A 17980-nucleotide genomic window follows, 5' to 3' on the forward strand; every position below is an offset into this window, starting at 1 on the left:
GAGATAGCTCAACTATTAACTCAACTAATCCCTATTAATTTTTAGTTTTTAATTGACATTTTTAATTGACAAGCGATCGCTAAAATATTGCCGATATAAATCGAAGCGCGGCGTGACATAATTGCCCTGCAACTGTACCAGCCCCATACTATGCAATTTAAATGCTGGCACCGACTCTAATTCAATGGGTGTGTCTGCCATCACTACTTTAGCGAAAGCATCTGCTAACTCTGGATGTTGTTGCAGATTCCATAAATGTCTTCGCAAATGATCATCGTAAAGTCCCGCCTCTGTGGGTGCAGTTTCTAACAGTTGATCCAGCGTAATCGTTTGCTGCGCGATATGATAAAGCGCCAATCGGACTAAATAAGGATGTCCACCAACTAGCCTCATTAATTGCTCAACCTGCGTTGCATTCAAATTCAGTCCATGCCGCTGAGTTAAATCTTGCACCTGTTCCGGGCTAAAGTCCGGTAACTCAATCGGCAACCCTACATTAAACGGGGATTGATTGACATTCAGAGGGATATAAACTTCCGTTGAGTGTACCACCACCAGCCGGAGTTGTTGCCAGCGATCGCTATCGCCATTCCCATAGCCAGCTTCCTCGTACCAAGCCCGCAACAACCCAAAAAAATCGTCAGCAATTTTGGGATATTGAAAAACCCGATCCACTTCATCTAAGCCTAATACTAACGGACTGTCAGATGCTGACAGCAAACAATCCTCAAAATAAATCGTGCAATTATCTTTACTACCAAAAGTATCCGTCCAATAATCATCTAATTGATGAGGAAGGCGCAGCTTTCGAGAAATTCGGGCACAAAACCACCGCAAAAGTTGATTTAAATCTGTAAAAACTGCCGTATCCGCGTGCTGAAAACTCAACGGTACCGTCCGATAACCTTGCTCGTTTGCTCGATAAAGAATCCTCGCCATCAACGAAGTTTTCCCCATCTGTCTCGGTGCCTTGATTCGAATCAAAGCGCCTGGTTGCAAAATCTCCTTGTAACACTGCGTTTCATAAGGAACTCGCTCTACATAAAACGCAGAAGCCAGACGCACCTGACCATTGGGTAACTCTGGTTCTGCCACTGGCAGGGGTGCATCTGAAGAATGCAGGATGACGGATGTCCCTTCATCCTCCTGGGAAATTAAAGGAGTTAGGCGTTCAGGCTTCTCTAGAGATGAATCGATTGATTCCTCAGGTATCCCCACGGATATCCTAGTTAAATCTGCCTCTACAACGCCGGACTCCACGCTTCTTGCCAGTAAACTCAGAATTTTTTGCACAATACTTGGAGTGTCAGCAGGCGAGTTCCACTCAAATTGTTCATTTCCATCAAGATAGCTGCGTAAATCGTGATTTAGCGGAGTATTCGAGGGACAATTAACGCGAATTGTTAGCACGGCTGGCTTATTCTGAATAGAGCGCAATTCCTTCGCTCGTCGCAACTCTTCGATCGCCATTTCACTTACCGCCGTTTGGGGAGAAATTAGCAGCAAAAAGTAGTCGCATTGCTGTAACTCTGTATCAATTTGAGAAAGAAGAGGCGGCGCTGACCATCCGATTTTTTCTGAGGAATGTCTCTGACCCTCGCCTTTCTGGACATCCCTTGTAGGTGCGCCTACACTCGCCATAAAGGCTGTGTATCCAGAAGCATTCAGGGTTTCGTAAAATTGAGTCGCTAGTCCCCTATCTGGCTCCTGTGCGCGGTGCGAGATAAAGATTCTCTTCGTAAATCCCTCTACTTCTTTTTGGGAATGGTTCTGGTCCTTCAGGGGTGGCACTTCTGCTGAGTGCGACTCCTGCTTTTGAGCGCGTTCTATGGCTCCTTTGAAATTTTTTTTGCTAACTCTTTCCTCCAAAACTACCGAAAGCTTCTTCCATAATTTATAGCCAACATCTTTTTCTACATATTGAGGATTCAAAGGATAAATATCTTCATAAGTTTTTCCTTCCCAAGATCCTAGAAATATTTCCCTTTCCAGATCGTTTAAGTGCTTTCCTGTTTTAACAAAAATTAAATCGTCTATAAATCTTAATGCTTCGTTAATTTCCATGCTTGCTTGAAAGGGCTATTTGATAACAACTTTAGGTGTTCAGAAACTTCTTTTTTATCGTTTTCTTTTTGCTCTAGCGAAGAAAGTGTATAGCTCAATTAAGGCTAGTGCGTCTTTCGCGGTTTCTTAAAAACAGATTAAAAATCGAGCAAATTTGCTATATTTAACATTTAATAAATTTTGCAACCTGATTCACATAAGAAGGTTCATTTTAAGAGATCGATCGATTAAGTTTACATAGCGTTCTCACCTCTTGCCAATAAAAATCTTGATCAGTCTTTATCTGAAAATAGAAACTGATGGAATCAAGGGCCTATTTAAAATTGCACCTTGCGTATATTTGATAACTTTTTATAAGTGCAACCAAACAGTAAGCCTAGGATTACTTCCTATTATAAAAATGTAGCTGCCACAGCCCGTCGATGGCAATAAAGCGGACAAAACTCCCCTGAGCCAGGGACTCCTTCTTTCTAAGCTCTAAGGGAATCCTGATGGCTGAGTCTAAAGCGTGACGGTCTCCTGCTATTAATCTTCTTACACCTATTAGAGAATGTCTGAAAAGTCCTAATTGAGACGCTTAAACGGTAGAGATATCCCTTGCATCCCCGCGAAGCAGCGCGGATGCGCGAAAGGGATGTGCGATCGCGCATCCCTTTCCCACATCCGCGCCGCTTCGCGAACGCTAACGCTAGAAAAAAGGGCAACTTTTGACACTTCTCAGAGATTTTATTAGCTTTACTGGCACTATACTGGCGATTTTCTCTTTCTCCTTCTTGTTACTAGAGTAGCGGCGCTCCCATCGCAGCAATTCGTCGGCTCTGTTGCAAGGCAATTACTGAAATGGTATTACACCACCTTGAGAAACCCTGGGAAAGTGCAAGTAAAAACAATCTCCTATAGCAGATAACAGAGGAAAAACTAGAGATTTCCTGAACTTTCCTGGGGTTTCCTGAATTAATTAGGTCTGATGTGTAACAGGAGTCAGGGAAACTGAATGCTCTCGTGTCTTCAGTTTTGCTGTAGCCTGAAAAACACTCAGAACTTCTGAGCTTTCCTGGTTGCGGTCTGCATAAAGGTAAGTGAAACTACTGATAGAAGTAGCAAGTAAGCGTGTTTTAATTTAGAAAATGAATAAAATTAAACGCCCTAGAAGAGTAGTTTTAGGCCAATCAGTAGACGCTTCAAAATTTTAATCAATTTATAACAATTGATTTTCTTTAATTGAATTTTCTAAATGCGCTCTCAATTTTATCAGGGGACTAGAGATGTTTAATCCCACAATGGTGATGATCGATACCTTCGTTGAACGCCTGCGAGCTGCCTATTGCCGCACTTACGGCGGTCTTAAACCAGACTACCCTGATATCATCGTCTGGGCTGGAAACATGGCTCTGGAAAATATTGCTAACAGCGACGCCCTTTATCACAACGTCGAACACACCATCTTTGTCACCTTAGTGGGACAAGCAATTCTGCGGGGCAAACATATCCGCTTTGGGGGAGTTTATTGCGAAGATTGGTTGCACTGTATCATTTCTTTGTTGTGCCATGATATTGGTTACGTGAAGGGAGTTTGCCTGCAAGATCGACCCAGTGAAAGGGTGTATGCCACAGGTATCGACAACTTGCTCATTTCGCTGCCAACCGGATTAACCGATGCCAGCCTTACACCTTATCATGTAGATCGCGGAAAACTGTTTATTGAGGAGCGTTTTGGCGGTCACAAACTGATAGATACAGAAACAATCAAGAACAATATCGAGTTAACTCGTTTTCCTGTGCCAGCAGATGCAGATCATCAAGATACTAATAACTTTCCAGGCTTAATTCGTGCCGCCGATTTAATTGGTCAACTTAGCGATCCGCGCTACTTGCAAAAAATTAGTGGATTGTTCTACGAATTTGAAGAAACCGGGGTGAATAAAACATTGGGTTACAAAACTCCCGGAGATTTACGAAGAAACTACCCGAAGTTTTACTGGAATGTCGTATATCCTTACATCCAGGATGGATTACGCTACTTAGAGATGACGCAAGAGGGAAAGCAAATATTAGCAAACCTCTATGCCAATATATTTGTGGTAGAACACGAATAGAGTTCATGCTCAAAATTCATGTTCAAAGTTTAGCGTTGCTGACAATTGAAATTGTGTAGGGGTACCTCTTGTGGATGTCCCTACAAAATTGTCTTCGTTTCTAGGCTACTCTGCTTGTAAGGGAGAGAGGATGCGATCGCATCCTCTCTCCCTTGCCCTTAGCGCCTACCCCTCAACCCAACTGATTCTTGATATATTAATGACTGACACAGCGACCTTGTACTCATAAACTCAAACAAGTCTCCGAACACAAGCATCTACGCACCACTGGTTAGCGACAACGCGGCTGTTGAATGATAAGTAGCAATGCTCAGCCTGCGTCTTGTAACGAGAAGTTAACACGTTTGAGTCGCCCAAAAGTATTCAAAAAGGGTCGCAGTGCGTCAGAATCATCATTGATATGACAGAATTTTGAACCCGTTACTCAGGCTGCGACAAAAAGTAACCATCCTCGAAGGATAAAGCTATGCCCACTGCACCGGCAACCCCCGATACCGATAATCTCGATGCTAAACAGCTCCTGAGAACGCTCGTAGCTGTTAAAAAAGGTGACTTTTCTGTCCGGATGCCGATTGACCAGACTGGCATGGCGGGGAAAATTGCCGATACGCTCAACGACATCATTGAGATGAATCAGAGGATGGCGACTGAGCTAGAACGGATTAGCACGGTTGTTGGGAAAGAAGGAAAAATCGCCCAGCGTGCTTCGATTGGAACGGCAGGGGGTTCCTGGTCAGCAAGCGTAGATTCTGTCAATACGCTAATTACAGATTTAGTTCAACCGACCGCTGAAACTGCTCGCGTGATCCGGGCAGTTGCCAATGGCGACCTATCTCAGAGAATCGCACCGGAGATTGAAGGTAGAGCCTTGCAAGGGGAATTCCTCCAAACCGCACAGGTCGTCAACACGATGGTGGATCAGCTTTCCTCCTTTGCCTCAGAAGTCACGCGGGTTGCCCGTGAAGTAGGCACGGAAGGCAAGCTGGGCGTGCAAGCAGAAGTGAAGGGCGTCGCAGGCACCTGGAAAGATTTGACCGATAACGTCAACTTGATGGCAGGAAATTTGACTGCCCAAGTCCGGAACATCGCTGAAGTCACCACAGCAGTTGCCAATGGCGACCTTTCTAAGAAAATCACCGTCGATGTCAAAGGCGAGATTTTAGAGCTGAAAAACACCGTCAACGTCATGGTGGATCAGCTGAACTCCTTTGCCTCAGAAGTCACGCGGGTAGCCCGCGAAGTGGGTACGGAAGGTAAACTGGGCGGTCAAGCAGAAGTTCGTGGGGTTGCCGGAACCTGGAAGGATCTCACCGATTCGGTGAACTTGATGGCAGGAAACTTGACAGCGCAGGTACGGAACATTGCAGAAGTAACAACGGCAGTAGCAAATGGCGATCTTTCTAAGAAAATCACGGTTGATGTCAAAGGCGAAATTTTAGATTTGAAGGACACCATCAACGTGATGGTGGATCAGCTGAACTCGTTTGCCTCGGAAGTCACGCGGGTTGCCCGCGAAGTGGGTGCAGATGGGAAGTTAGGCGGTCAGGCAGAAGTGAAGGGAGTTGCCGGAACTTGGAAGGATCTCACCGATTCGGTGAACTTCATGGCGGGAAGTTTAACCTCCCAGGTGCGGAATATTGCAGAAGTGACGACGGCGGTGGCAAATGGCGACTTGTCGAAGAAAATTACCGTCGATGTGCGCGGGGAAATTTTAGAACTAAAAAACACCGTCAACACGATGGTGGATCAGTTGAACTCCTTCGCCTCGGAAGTGACGCGGGTGGCGCGTGAGGTGGGTACGGAAGGGAAACTAGGCGTACAAGCAGAAGTCGGTGGAGTTGCCGGAACTTGGAAGGATCTCACCGATTCGGTGAACTTGATGGCGGGGAATCTAACCGCGCAGGTGCGGAACATCGCGGAAGTGACGACGGCGGTAGCAAATGGCGACTTGTCGAAGAAAATCACTGTCGATGTCAAAGGGGAAATTTTCGAGCTGAAAAACACCGTCAATATCATGGTGGATCAGCTTTCCTCCTTCGCCTCGGAAGTCACGCGGGTGGCGCGGGAGGTCGGCGCAGATGGGAAGCTGGGGGGTCAGGCGGAGGTACGAGGAGTCGCCGGAACCTGGAAGGATCTCACCGATTCGGTGAACTTTATGGCAGGTTCTTTGACCGCACAGGTGCGGAACATCGCGGAAGTGACGACGGCAGTGGCGAATGGCGACTTATCCAAGAAAATTACCGTCGATGTCAAAGGCGAAATTTTAGAACTCAAAAACACCGTCAACACGATGGTGGATCAGCTTAACTCCTTCGCCTCAGAAGTAACGCGGGTGGCGCGTGAGGTGGGTACGGAAGGGAAATTGGGCGTACAAGCAGAAGTTCGCGGCGTTGCCGGAACCTGGAAGGATCTCACCGATTCGGTGAACTCGATGGCGGGGAATCTAACCGCACAGGTGCGGAACATCGCGGAAGTGACGACGGCGGTAGCGAACGGCGACCTTTCTAAGAAAATCACGGTTGATGTCAAAGGCGAAATTTTAGAGCTGAAAAAGACGATCAACACGATGGTGGATCAGCTTTCGTCCTTCGCCTCAGAAGTAACGCGGGTGGCGCGTGAGGTGGGTTCGGAAGGGAAATTAGGCGTACAAGCAGAAGTGCGAGGCGTCGCCGGAACGTGGAAGGATCTCACCGATTCGGTGAACTCGATGGCGGGGAACCTCACCGAACAAGTGCGAAACATTGCGGAAGTGGCAACTGCGATCGCAAATGGCGACTTATCCAAGAAAATTACCGTCCAAGTTAAAGGCGAAATTTTAGAGCTGAAAAACACGATCAATATCATGGTGGATCAGCTTTCGTCCTTTGCCTCGGAGGTGACGCGGGTGGCGCGAGAGGTGGGTTCGGAAGGGAAACTCGGCGTGCAAGCAGATGTACGAGGGGTTGCTGGAACCTGGAAGGATCTCACCGATTCGGTGAACTTCATGGCAGGAAGTTTGACTGCACAGGTGCGAAACATTGCCGCCGTGACGACGGCGGTGGCGAATGGCGACTTATCTAAGAAAATTACCGTCGATGTTAAAGGCGAGATTTTAGAGCTGAAAAACACCGTCAACACGATGGTGGATCAGCTCAACTCCTTTGCCTCGGAGGTGACGCGGGTAGCGCGAGAGGTGGGTACGGAAGGGAAACTCGGCGTACAAGCGGAGGTGCGAGGGGTTGCCGGAACCTGGAAGGATCTCACCGATTCGGTGAACTTCATGGCGGGAAGCTTGACCGCGCAGGTGCGAAACATCGCGGAAGTGACGACGGCGGTGGCGAACGGCGACTTATCTAAGAAAATTACCGTCGATGTTAAAGGGGAAATTTTAGAGCTGAAGAACACGATCAACACGATGGTGGATCAGCTCAACTCCTTCGCCTCGGAGGTAACGCGGGTAGCGCGAGAGGTGGGAACGGAAGGAAAACTCGGCGTACAAGCGTATGTCCGAGGGGTTGCCGGAACCTGGAAAGATTTGACCGATAACGTCAACTTGATGGCGGGGAATCTAACGGCGCAGGTGCGGAACATCGCGGAAGTGACGAAGGCGGTAGCAAATGGCGACCTTTCTAAGAAAATTACGGTTGATGTCAAAGGCGAGATTTTGGATCTCAAAGACACGATCAACGTGATGGTGGATCAGCTTTCCTCCTTCGCCTCAGAAGTAACGCGGGTGGCGCGAGAGGTGGGAACTGAAGGGAAATTGGGCGGTCAAGCGGAGGTGCGCGGCGTTGCCGGAACCTGGAAAGATTTGACCGACAACGTGAACTCAATGGCGGGGAACTTAACCGCGCAAGTGCGAGGCATCGCCAAAGTGGTAACGGCAGTTGCCAATGGGGACTTGAAGCGAAAACTAATGCTGGAGGCGAAGGGAGAAATTGAAACCTTAGCCGATACGATCAACGAGATGATCGACACCCTGGCAACCTTTGCCGATCAAGTTACGACAGTGGCGCGAGAGGTCGGAATTGAAGGGAAGCTGGGGGGACAGGCGAAGGTGCCTGGAGCTGCCGGAACCTGGAGAGCGCTGACCGACAACGTGAACGAACTGGCGGCGAATTTAACCACGCAGGTACGAGCGATCGCCGAAGTTGCGATCGCTGTAACCAGAGGCGACCTCACCCGGTCGATTTCCGTCGCCGCACAAGGTGAAGTCGCCATCCTCAAAGACAACATCAACCAGATGATTGCCAATCTGCGGGAAACAACGCAGAAAAATACCGAGCAAGACTGGTTGAAAACCAACCTCGCCAAATTTACCCGGATGCTTCAGGGACAGCGAGATTTGGAGACCGTCTCCAAACTCATTCTCTCGGAACTCGCTCCTCTGGTTTCCGCGCAACACGGTGTGTTTTACCTGATGGAAAGTGGCGAGCAACATCAGGCATTCTTGAAACTCCTGAGTACCTATGCCTACCGCGAGCGCAAGCATCTCGCCAATCACTTCCATTTAGGAGAAGGCTTGGTGGGACAATGCGCCCTGGAAAAAGAACGGATTCTGCTCAGCGAGGTGCCGGACAACTATATCAAGATCAGCTCTGGCTTAGGGGAATCGACTCCGCTGAATGTTGTTGTGTTGCCCGTCCTCTTTGAAGGACAAGTGACCGCAGTGATTGAACTGGCTTCTTTCCGACGATTTAGCGAGATTCACCTCACTTTCTTCGATCAACTCACCGAAAGCATTGCCATCGTTCTGAATACGATCGCGGCTTCGATGCGTACCGAAGAATTGCTCAAGCAATCCACCGCCCTAGCAGAAGAACTCCAAACCCAGCAAAAAGAACTCACAGAAACGAATAAGCGACTGGAACAACAAGCCAAATCACTCCAGGCATCCGAGGAACTGCTCAAGAATCAACAAGAACAGTTGCAGCAAACCAACGAAGAACTGGAAGAGCGATCGCGCTTACTCGCGATGCAAAACCGCGAAGTCGAGCGCAAGAATCGAGAAATCGAACAGGCAAGACAGTCGGTGGAGGAAAAAGCCGAGCAACTGGCACTCACCTCGAAGTACAAGTCGGAATTCTTGGCGAATATGTCCCACGAATTGCGGACGCCGCTAAATAGCTTGTTGATTTTGGCTCGTCTACTTTCTGATAATCCAGAGGGGAACCTGACGCCGAAGCAAGTCGAATACACCCGCACCATTCATTCCGCAGGCACCGATCTGTTGGGACTGATTAACGACATCTTGGATCTGGCAAAAATTGAATCGGGAACGATGTCGGTTGACATCGATCAGATGTTATTTACCGATTTGCGGAGCCAGATGGAGCGAACGTTCCAGCAAGTGGCGCACGACAAAGGACTCGCCTTTACTGTGGAATCCGACGAAAGACTGCCCAAGGGAATGTATACCGACTCGAAACGGTTACAACAAGTCCTGAAGAATCTGCTCTCGAATGCCTTTAAATTTACGGATCAGGGTGCAGTCCGATTACGAGTCGAGCTGGCGACAGGCGGCTGGAGTTCCGAACAGGGGAGTTTAAATCGCGCCCAGACCGTCATTGCTTTTGCCGTCAGCGACACAGGGATTGGGATTGCACCAGATAAGCAGAGAATTATTTTTGAGGCTTTTCAGCAGGCGGATGGAACAACCAGCCGCAAATACGGCGGCACGGGTTTGGGCTTGTCAATCAGTCGAGAAATTGCCCGACTACTGGGCGGAGAAATTCGTCTGGTGAGCAGTCCGGGACAGGGAAGCACGTTTACCCTCTATTTGCCGCAAGCTTATCAAGATGGGGCAGCAGGAATAAGTCCGGAAGTGCGAAGTATCCTTCCAGGAGCGCGGAGTCCCGTCGCCCCCAGTACCCTCGCACCCAGTATCCCTCAGACCCTTGATGTTCGACCGGCGATTCCATCGGCAACTCTACCAGCAACTCCACCAGCAACTCCACCAGCAACTCCACCGGCGAATCGAAACGACGGCGTTCGTTCCTCCAGTCTCGGAGAGGCAAGTGTCGCCGCGAGTCCCTACCCGCGTTCTGCACACATGGCTGACATTAGCGATGACCGGGACGATATTCAAGCGGGCGATCGCGTGTTGCTAATTGTGGAGGACGATATCAATTTTGCCCGGATCTTGTTGGATATGGCACGACAACAAGGCTTCAAAGGGCTGGTGGCGTTGCGAAGCGATACAGCTCTGGCAATGGTGCGAGAATATCAGCCGGATGCGATTACGCTAGATATTCGGTTGCCGGTGATGGATGGCTGGACGGTGTTAGACCGTTTGAAGCACGACCCAGGCACTCGTCACATCCCCGTGCATATCATCTCCGTCGAAGAAGTCCAGCAGCGCAGCTTGCAACAAGGAGCGATCGCTTATCTACAAAAACCTGTCAGCAGCGAAGCCTTAGCGCAGGCGCTATCTGACATTAAGGGATTTGTCGAGCGCCCCGTGAAGAACTTGCTGGTCGTAGAAGATGATGAAACTCAACGCCACAGCATTGTCGAGCTAATCGGTAATAGCGACGTGCAGACGACGGCTGTAGGCACTGGGACAGAGGCACTCGAAGAGCTGAGAACCGGGCACTATGATTGCCTGGTACTAGATTTGGGACTGCCGGATATGACTGGATTTGAGTTGATGGAGCAAATCAAACAGGAGCCTAGCCTGACAACACTCCCGATTATTGTTTATACCGGCAGGGAATTAACCAAGCAACAAGAAACCGAACTCAAGCGCATTGCCGAGACGATTATCATCAAAGACGTGCGATCGCCAGAACGTCTTCTGGATGAAACCGCCTTGTTCCTTCACCGAGTGCAGGCAAATTTACCCCGCCCGAAACAACAAATTCTGGAACAATTGCATCAAACCGATCCGGTTCTGACTGGCAAGAAAGTTTTGATTGTTGATGACGATGTGCGGAATATCTTTGCCCTCACCAGTATGCTGGAACTCCATCAAATGGAAGTGTTGTATGCCGAAAATGGCAGAGATGGCATTGCGAAGTTGCAAGAACGCCCCGACATTGATATTGTCCTGATGGACGTGATGATGCCGGAAATGGACGGTTACGAAACCATGCAAGCCATTCGCCAACTCGATTCATTCGCAACACTACCGATGATCGCTCTCACCGCCAAAGCCATGAAAGGCGATCGCGAAAAGTGTATTGAAGCGGGTGCGTCCGACTACATCACCAAACCTGTAGATACCGAGCAATTGCTCTCCCTGCTTCGCGTCTGGCTCTATCGATAAGGCAAAAGAAAAAAGGCAAAGAAGCAGCAAAAGTTCTTGCTGTTTCTTTGTCTCTGTTTCTTTTACCTTTCTACCTTTTACTTTTTACTGTATGAACACGCCCAAAAATAGCAGCGAACTTGAAGATATTGAAATTCAGTTGCTATTGGAGGGCGTGTATCGTTACTACGGATTTGATTTCCGAAATTATGCTCCCGCTTCACTCAAGCGCCGCATCTGGAATGCGATTCGTGCGGAGCATTTAAGCAGTGTATCCGCGCTTCAGGAAAGAGTCCTCCACGATGCAAACGCGATGGAGCGATTTCTGCTCGGTCTCTCCGTCAACGTGACCGCCATGTTCCGCGATCCGACCTTTTATTTAACATTTAGAAATAAAGTTGTTCCCTTATTGCGAACATATCCATTTATTCGGATCTGGTGTGCAGGTTGTTCAACTGGAGAGGAAGTTTATTCAATCGCAATTTTGTTGCAAGAAGAAGAGCTTTATCACCGTTGCCGCATCTATGCAACTGACATGAATGAGATGGTATTAAGAAAAGCCAAAAGTGGCATTTTTCCCCTCCATTTAATGCAGGAATATACTCAGCATTATCTCAAAGCAGGCGGGATTAAGTCTTTTTCGGAGTATTATACCGCTGCTTATGATAGCGCTATTTTTCGGGCGTCACTCAAAGAAAACATTATTTTTTCTCAACATAATCTAGCGATTGATGGTTCTTTTAATGAATTTAATGTCATCTTATGTCGCAACGTCCTAATCTATTTCAATCCATTTCTTCAGGAACGGGTTCACAATCTTTTGTACGATAGCCTTTGTAGATTTGGGATTCTAGGATTAGGTCGTCAGGAATCCCTGAAAACCACTCTATACGAAAAACACTATGAGGAGTTAGAAAATCATGAAAAGATTTACCGGAAATTGGCTTAATTAAAACTTTTCAATTACAAATTACATATAAATGCAAGATTTCCCAAATCAATGGAATAAAAAGAAGGTGAATATTTTTTAGGTCAAGAGTAGTAGGTAATTGGAAATCCTTCACTACCCACCCGTTTTATTGAGTTTTGCCCATCTACTGATTCATGGTGAGTATGACTTTTGATATTGTTGTTGTCGGCACATCATTAGGTGGGTTACAAGCTTTAACCGTAATGCTCGCAGGTCTACCAAATACTTTCCCAGCGGCTGTGGTTGTCGTCCAACACCGTCACAAAGCCTCTGATAACACGCTGAGCTTCTTTCTCCAGCAGTACAGCACTTTGCCGGTGGCGGAAGCGGAAGATAAAGAAGAAATTCTGCCTCGACGGGTATACCTAGCTCCCGCTGATTATCACTTACTGGTGGAACCCCGACAGGCATGGGGACACCGCCAAGGTCGGTACGGCGGCATCGCCACATTAGCACTCTCCACTGAGGCTCCTGTATGCAATGCCCGACCGTCGATTGATGTGCTGTTTGAATCGGCGGCTGATGCTTATGCACAGAGAGTTATCGGGGTGATTTTAACCGGAGCAAGCCAGGATGGTGCGAAAGGCTTGGCAAAAATTAAAGCACGCGGCGGACGGGCTATAGTACAAGAGCCTGCAACAGCAGAAAGCCGGATCATGCCGGAAGCCGCGATCGCATCTGTAACGGTAGACTGGATTGTGCAGCTCCAAGACATTGCCCCTCTTTTAGTCAACCTTTGTCAATCGGCTGTGAGGTGAAAAAATCAGATATGTGACGCCAAAGCCCTAGTAGCTCAACAGCCGAATCTAGACACATCAAATCTTCATCTAAAAACCCTGGATTCTGGTTTCTAAAATTTGTAACTTTGGATAGTGGTATCAATAGCGAAACAGTGGCAGGCTCGACAAAGCCGCTCAAACAAGTCCCGACCTTCCAGAAAATGCAGCCCGAAGAAATAGTTAACGTCCTCCTTGTGGACGATCACCCAGAAAATTTACTGGCTTTGGAGGCGATCCTGGGCAGCCTCGGTCAAAATTTGGTCAGAGCTACATCGGGCGAACAAGCCTTGCGATGTCTGCTTGAGCGGGATTTTGCCGTGATTTTGCTTGATGTCCAGATGCCCGGTCTAGATGGATTTGAGACGGCAAAGCTGATTCGACAACGACAGCGATCGCGCCACACGCCGATTATTTTCCTGACCGCTTTTAGCAGCAGCGACTCTCTGGTTTTCAAAGGTTATTCCCTGGGTGCAGTAGATTACCTGCTCAAACCGCTGGAGCCGGAAATATTAACCTCCAAGGTGGGGGTGTTTGTTGACTTGTTCAAGAAAACCGCAGAGGTGAAACGACAAGCGGCACAACTGACTGCTGTTAACTTAGAACTTAAGCAAAGTGAAGAGCGTTTTCGCTCGTTAAGTGCCTGCTCGCCCCTAGGCATTTTTATGACTGATATTGAAGGGCGCTGTACATACGCAAATCCGCGCTGCCAAGCGATTTGTGGCTTAACGCCTAATGTAGAAACGGGAACTTTAGCCTCGCTCTATGAAGAAGGCTGGTTGCAGTCGGTACATCCAGAAGACCGCGATCGCGTCTATAGACATTGGTCTACTTGCATGAGCATCGGTCAGGAATGCTCTAACGAGTTTCGCTGCCAAACTCCGGAGGAGATTGTGCGTTGGGTTTACCTGCGCTCCTCCCCGATGCTGACCGATACCGGCGAACTTATCGGTCATGTCGGCACCCTAGAAGACATCACCGAGCGCAAAGCCGCAGAGGAAGCCCGCGCTCAGATGATTCGCGAACAGGTGGCACGACAGGAAGCCGAGGCGGCAAACCGAATTAAAGATGAGTTCCTTGCAACCCTGTCTCACGAACTCCGCACTCCCCTCAACTCGATGCTGGGTTGGACTCAACTGCTCCGCAGTCGCAAGTACGATGAAAAGACGACAGCCCGTGCCCTGGAAACGATTGAGCGCAACGCCAAGTTACAGGCGCAACTGATCGAGGATATTCTCGATGTCTCGCGGATTATTCGCGGGAAGCTGCGGTTAAATATCTGTCAAGTTAACCTTGTACCCGTGATTGAGGCGGCGCTGGATGCGGTTCGTCCGGCGGCTGAGGATAAAGGGATTCAATTGGAAAGCGTACTCGATCGCGCCGTGGAACTGGTTCCTGGCGATCCTAACCGCTTGCAGCAAGTTGTTTGGAATCTACTCTCCAATTCGATCAAGTTCACGTCTTCAGGGGGAAAGGTGCAGGTGCGCCTTTTCAAGGATGGCGATCGCGCTCAAATTAGCATCAGCGACACCGGCGTGGGCATCAGCCCAGATTTTCTCCCCTATATTTTCGATCGCTTCCGTCAAGCAGATAGCACCACCACCAGGCGCTATGGTGGATTGGGACTCGGTTTGGCAATTGTCCACAACTTAGTGGGACTGCAAGGCGGCACGATTGAGGCAAGAAGTGAGGGAGAAGGGAAAGGGTCAACATTTATCGTGAAGCTGCCAGTAGTATCCGATCAGCTCAAGACTTGCGATTTGGAGTCTATCTCTTCAGGTAAAAAAGTCGCGAGCGCGTCTCCTCCCTCTCTGGAAACGTTGCAGGTGTTGGTGGTGGATGACGATACAGATACCCGCGATTTTTTGAGGGCGGCGCTAGAACAATACCACGCTCAAGTGACGGCTGTGGCATCGGTTCAGGAAGCGATGCAAGCTCTGGAACACTTAAAACCCGATGTACTGGTGAGCGACATTGGAATGCCTAATGAGGACGGTTATGGCTTGATCCGCAAAGTTAGAGCTTTGGAATCTCAGCGAGGAGAAACGAGCATTCCCGCGATCGCGCTGACTGCTTATGCCAGGGGTGAGGAGCGATCGCAGGCACTCGAAGCAGGTTTCCAGGTACACCTGCCTAAACCCGTTGAGGCAATCAAATTAATTGCTTCTGTGGCAAACTTGGCGGGGCTGAGTACAAAGCTCGCAGACGTGTAGCAATCTCTAAACCAATCGTTCTTTCAATCAGGCGATTTCTATAACGACATTGCTTGCTAGCCGCACGGCTGTAAGCGTTGGTTAGGCGATAGATATCCCGCGATGGGAGCAGGACTATCTGTTCGCGCCGATCGTCTTGTCGAAGAAGTCGAACGTCCGGTACAGCGCCTTGAGCGACGCTTCGCGTGTCTGCTTGTAGGTCGATCCGATGAAGCTGTGACCCATTCCCATACAAAAAAAGGCATAAAAAAAAGGAGAGCCACTTGGGCGACTCTCCCGATCATCAGGGTGCATCTACTAAACAAAATATATCACTTGGGGATGAGGGGTGTCACCCCTTATTTTGTTTTTTTCGTGAAGTTTTCTCGCTTTTATGTGAAGTGAAGACGAAGATAATTGTCAACATAAATCAGGCAAAGGGTTGTGCGGCAAATGTAGCAGATACGTATTTCTGCGAGCGATCGCCTGCACATCCGCTACATTTTCTACCAGCACCCGTTGCCTGGGCTTCAGCCTTGCGGAGTAGGTTTTGACGACTCCGCAAGGCGGTATATTTTGGCTTGTCTAACTAACTGTTCAACTTCTGAGCCATCATTTGGTTCGTGAGTTTCGGGTCAGCTTGACCTCCTGTTTGCTTCATCACCTGCCCCACAAAGAAACCCAACAGCTTAGTTTTACCGCTGCGATACTGTTCCAGCTCTTTGGGATTTGCCGCTATAACTTCATTGATGATTTTTTCCAGCTCACCCTTGTCAGAGATTTGCTTGACTCCTTTGCTCTCTACCAGTTCTTTCGCAGAACCCCCTTTAGAAAGCAACTCTGGCAGAATCTCTTTAGCGATTTTGCCGCTGATAGTTCCGTCTTCAATTAAGGAGATGAGTTCCGCGAGGATCTGGGGTTTGAGGGCAATTTCAGCGATATTCAGTTTAGCGGTGTTGAGATAGGCAGAAATATCACCCATCACCCAGTTAGCCGCTTGCTTGGGATTCGCCTTGGCAGAAACCGCCGCTTCAAAATACTCCGACACCGATCTATCGTCGGTTAGGACGCGGGCATCGTAAGCAGACAAACCCAATTCACTTTCGTAACGATGACGTTTTTGCGCTGGCAGTTCCGGCAGTTCCGACTTCCACTTAGATAATTGCTCAGCGGAGACTTGTATGGGAGTTAGGTCGGGTTCTGGGAAGTAGCGGTAATCGCTAGAGCCTTCCTTCGTCCGCATACTCACTGTGCGTTGGCTACCTTCCTCCCAAAGCCTGGTTTCTTGAATAATTCGCTCGCCGGATTGGATGGCTTCAATTTGCCGGTCGATTTCGTACTCAATCGCCCGTTGGATGGCGTTGAAGGAGTTCATATTTTTGATTTCGACCTTCGTGCCAAACTCCTTCTGACCAACCGGACGCACGGAGATATTCACGTCGCAGCGCAGCGAACCTTCTTGCATATTGCCGTCACTGACGCCCAGATAGCGGACAATCCGGCGCAGTTCTTGGGCATATTCAGCAGCTTCAACCCCCGAACGGATATCCGGTTCGGAGACAATTTCTACCAAGGGAATGCCGGTGCGGTTGTAGTCTACTAAAGAATAGGTAGAACCAGAGAGTCTTTCACTACCCGCATGAACCAATTTTCCAGCATCTTCTTCCATGTGCAGGCGAGTGATGCCAATCTTTTTGCGGATGGGATTGCCATCTGCGTCAGTTAGCTCAATCTCCAGCCAACCATGTTCGGCAATGGGCAAATCGTACTGAGAAACTTGATAATTTTTGGGCAGATCGGGATAAAAATATTGCTTACGGTCAAATTTGCTATAAGGAGCGATCGCGCAGTTGAGAGCCAAACCGGCTTTAACCGCGTACTCCAGCACCTTTTGATTCAGCACCGGCAATACTCCAGGCATTCCCATACACACTGGACAGACATTCTGATTGGGCGTCGCACCAAATTCGGTGGAGCAATTACAGAAAATCTTGGTTTCGGTACTGAGTTGACAGTGAGTTTCCAGACCGATAATAGCTTCGTACTGAGTTTTAACCGGAGCAGCAGTCGTCATGAGCTTACAGAGTGCAGATAATTGCAACACTTCGGCTCTATTTTAGCTTTGTCTTAACCTCGCAGCCCTTAATTAATCAAAAACGACTTCTGGATTCATGTCTGCTGGTGATTTCCAATCGATTCCGTACTCTGCTTTTAAAATACGTTTCTTCTCAGCCCAGAATCGCTCGGCAAAGGCTGCGTCTCTTGGTTCGTTCGCCAGGTTTTCGTCTGCTTTTCGACCGGCGTCTGCAATCAGTTGTTCATATTTCGGAGCAAATTCTTTTAAATCGTGCTTGATTTCCCCTGGATTCTTCCCCAGGTTCAGCCTTATTTGAACTTCCCGAACTAGCTTAGGCAGAACAAAGGCAACATAGCGCTCGCGATACTTCTCACTTTGACTGACATCATCTGGCGTTTTTTGGAGTCCTAGTCTCGCCCCGACTCCTAATAAGGTTAAACTTAATAAAATTCCTAGAATAACCTTTGAGAGCTGATTTATAAAGTAAATCTGAAGACAGGGAGTGGATAGCAATGCCGCCAATACCATAAGTGGATGTTGCCTAAAACTGCGGCTATGACTAGAAAAGCCTATAAAAGCG

8 protein-coding genes and 1 pseudogene are annotated in these 17980 nt (G+C 48.5%); 5 read left to right on the forward strand and 4 right to left on the reverse strand.

Annotation, left to right across the window (positions count from 1 at the left end; all coding sequences use genetic code 11):
- Positions 1-48 precede the first annotated feature (48 nt).
- Complete coding sequence (locus tag NC997_RS24500) at positions 49-2064, reverse strand: AAA-like domain-containing protein (protein ID WP_190415960.1); 2016 nt, start codon at positions 2062-2064, stop codon at positions 49-51.
- 1265 nt (positions 2065-3329) lie between these two features.
- On the opposite strand from NC997_RS24500, the gene NC997_RS24505 reads away from it, so the two are divergent.
- The 5 genes from NC997_RS24505 to NC997_RS24525 all read left to right on the forward strand — a co-directional run bounded on the left by NC997_RS24505 (position 3330) and on the right by NC997_RS24525 (position 15344).
- On the forward strand, positions 3330-4160 hold the full coding sequence (locus NC997_RS24505; protein ID WP_190430102.1) for an Npun_R2479 family HD domain-containing metalloprotein: 831 nt from the start codon (positions 3330-3332) through the stop codon (positions 4158-4160).
- Between the two features lie 466 nt (positions 4161-4626).
- Entirely contained in the window at positions 4627-11406 is a 6780-nt protein-coding gene (locus NC997_RS24510) for a HAMP domain-containing protein (protein WP_190525480.1), read from the forward strand.
- 91 nt (positions 11407-11497) lie between these two features.
- On the forward strand, positions 11498-12334 hold the full coding sequence (locus tag NC997_RS24515) for a protein-glutamate O-methyltransferase CheR (protein ID WP_190411949.1): 837 nt from the start codon (positions 11498-11500) through the stop codon (positions 12332-12334).
- Positions 12335-12498: 164 nt separating this feature from the next.
- Positions 12499-13113, forward strand: coding sequence for a chemotaxis protein CheB (locus NC997_RS24520; protein ID WP_190411999.1), 615 nt, complete (start codon positions 12499-12501; stop codon positions 13111-13113).
- Positions 13114-13295: 182 nt separating this feature from the next.
- Positions 13296-15344, forward strand: coding sequence for a response regulator (locus NC997_RS24525; RefSeq protein ID WP_190525483.1), 2049 nt, complete (start codon positions 13296-13298; stop codon positions 15342-15344).
- Between the two features lie 409 nt (positions 15345-15753).
- Here NC997_RS24525 and NC997_RS24530 read toward each other — a convergent pair whose 3' ends face one another.
- The 3 genes and pseudogenes from NC997_RS24530 to NC997_RS24540 all read right to left on the reverse strand — a co-directional run.
- Positions 15754-15888 carry a hypothetical protein gene (locus NC997_RS24530; protein WP_277877538.1) on the reverse strand — a complete coding sequence of 45 codons (135 nt, stop codon included), beginning with the start codon at positions 15886-15888 and terminating at the stop codon, positions 15754-15756.
- A gap of 24 nt (positions 15889-15912) precedes the next feature.
- Positions 15913-17397: an Asp-tRNA(Asn)/Glu-tRNA(Gln) amidotransferase subunit GatB gene (gene gatB, locus NC997_RS24535; RefSeq protein ID WP_190525481.1), complete on the reverse strand. Its 1485-nt coding sequence runs from the start codon at positions 17395-17397 to the stop codon at positions 15913-15915.
- 72 nt (positions 17398-17469) lie between these two features.
- Positions 17470-17980: pseudogene (locus NC997_RS24540) on the reverse strand (hypothetical protein); the annotation flags it as partial.

Source organism: Trichocoleus sp. DQ-A2 (assembly GCF_039961915.1).
Taxonomy (GTDB): Bacteria; Cyanobacteriota; Cyanobacteriia; order Cyanobacteriales; family FACHB-T130; genus FACHB-T130.

Excerpts from the sequence above, each read along its gene's own strand:
- NC997_RS24500 (WP_190415960.1), bottom strand. The coding sequence starts at position 2,064 with ATGGAAATTAACGAAGCATTAAGATTTATAGACGATTTAATTTTTGTT.
- NC997_RS24505 (WP_190430102.1), top strand. The coding sequence starts at position 3,330 with ATGTTTAATCCCACAATGGTGATGATCGATACCTTCGTTGAACGCCTG.
- NC997_RS24510 (WP_190525480.1), top strand. The coding sequence starts at position 4,627 with ATGCCCACTGCACCGGCAACCCCCGATACCGATAATCTCGATGCTAAA.
- NC997_RS24515 (WP_190411949.1), top strand. The coding sequence starts at position 11,498 with ATGAACACGCCCAAAAATAGCAGCGAACTTGAAGATATTGAAATTCAG.
- NC997_RS24520 (WP_190411999.1), top strand. The coding sequence starts at position 12,499 with ATGACTTTTGATATTGTTGTTGTCGGCACATCATTAGGTGGGTTACAA.
- NC997_RS24525 (WP_190525483.1), top strand. The coding sequence starts at position 13,296 with ATGCAGCCCGAAGAAATAGTTAACGTCCTCCTTGTGGACGATCACCCA.
- gatB (WP_190525481.1), bottom strand. The coding sequence starts at position 17,397 with ATGACGACTGCTGCTCCGGTTAAAACTCAGTACGAAGCTATTATCGGT.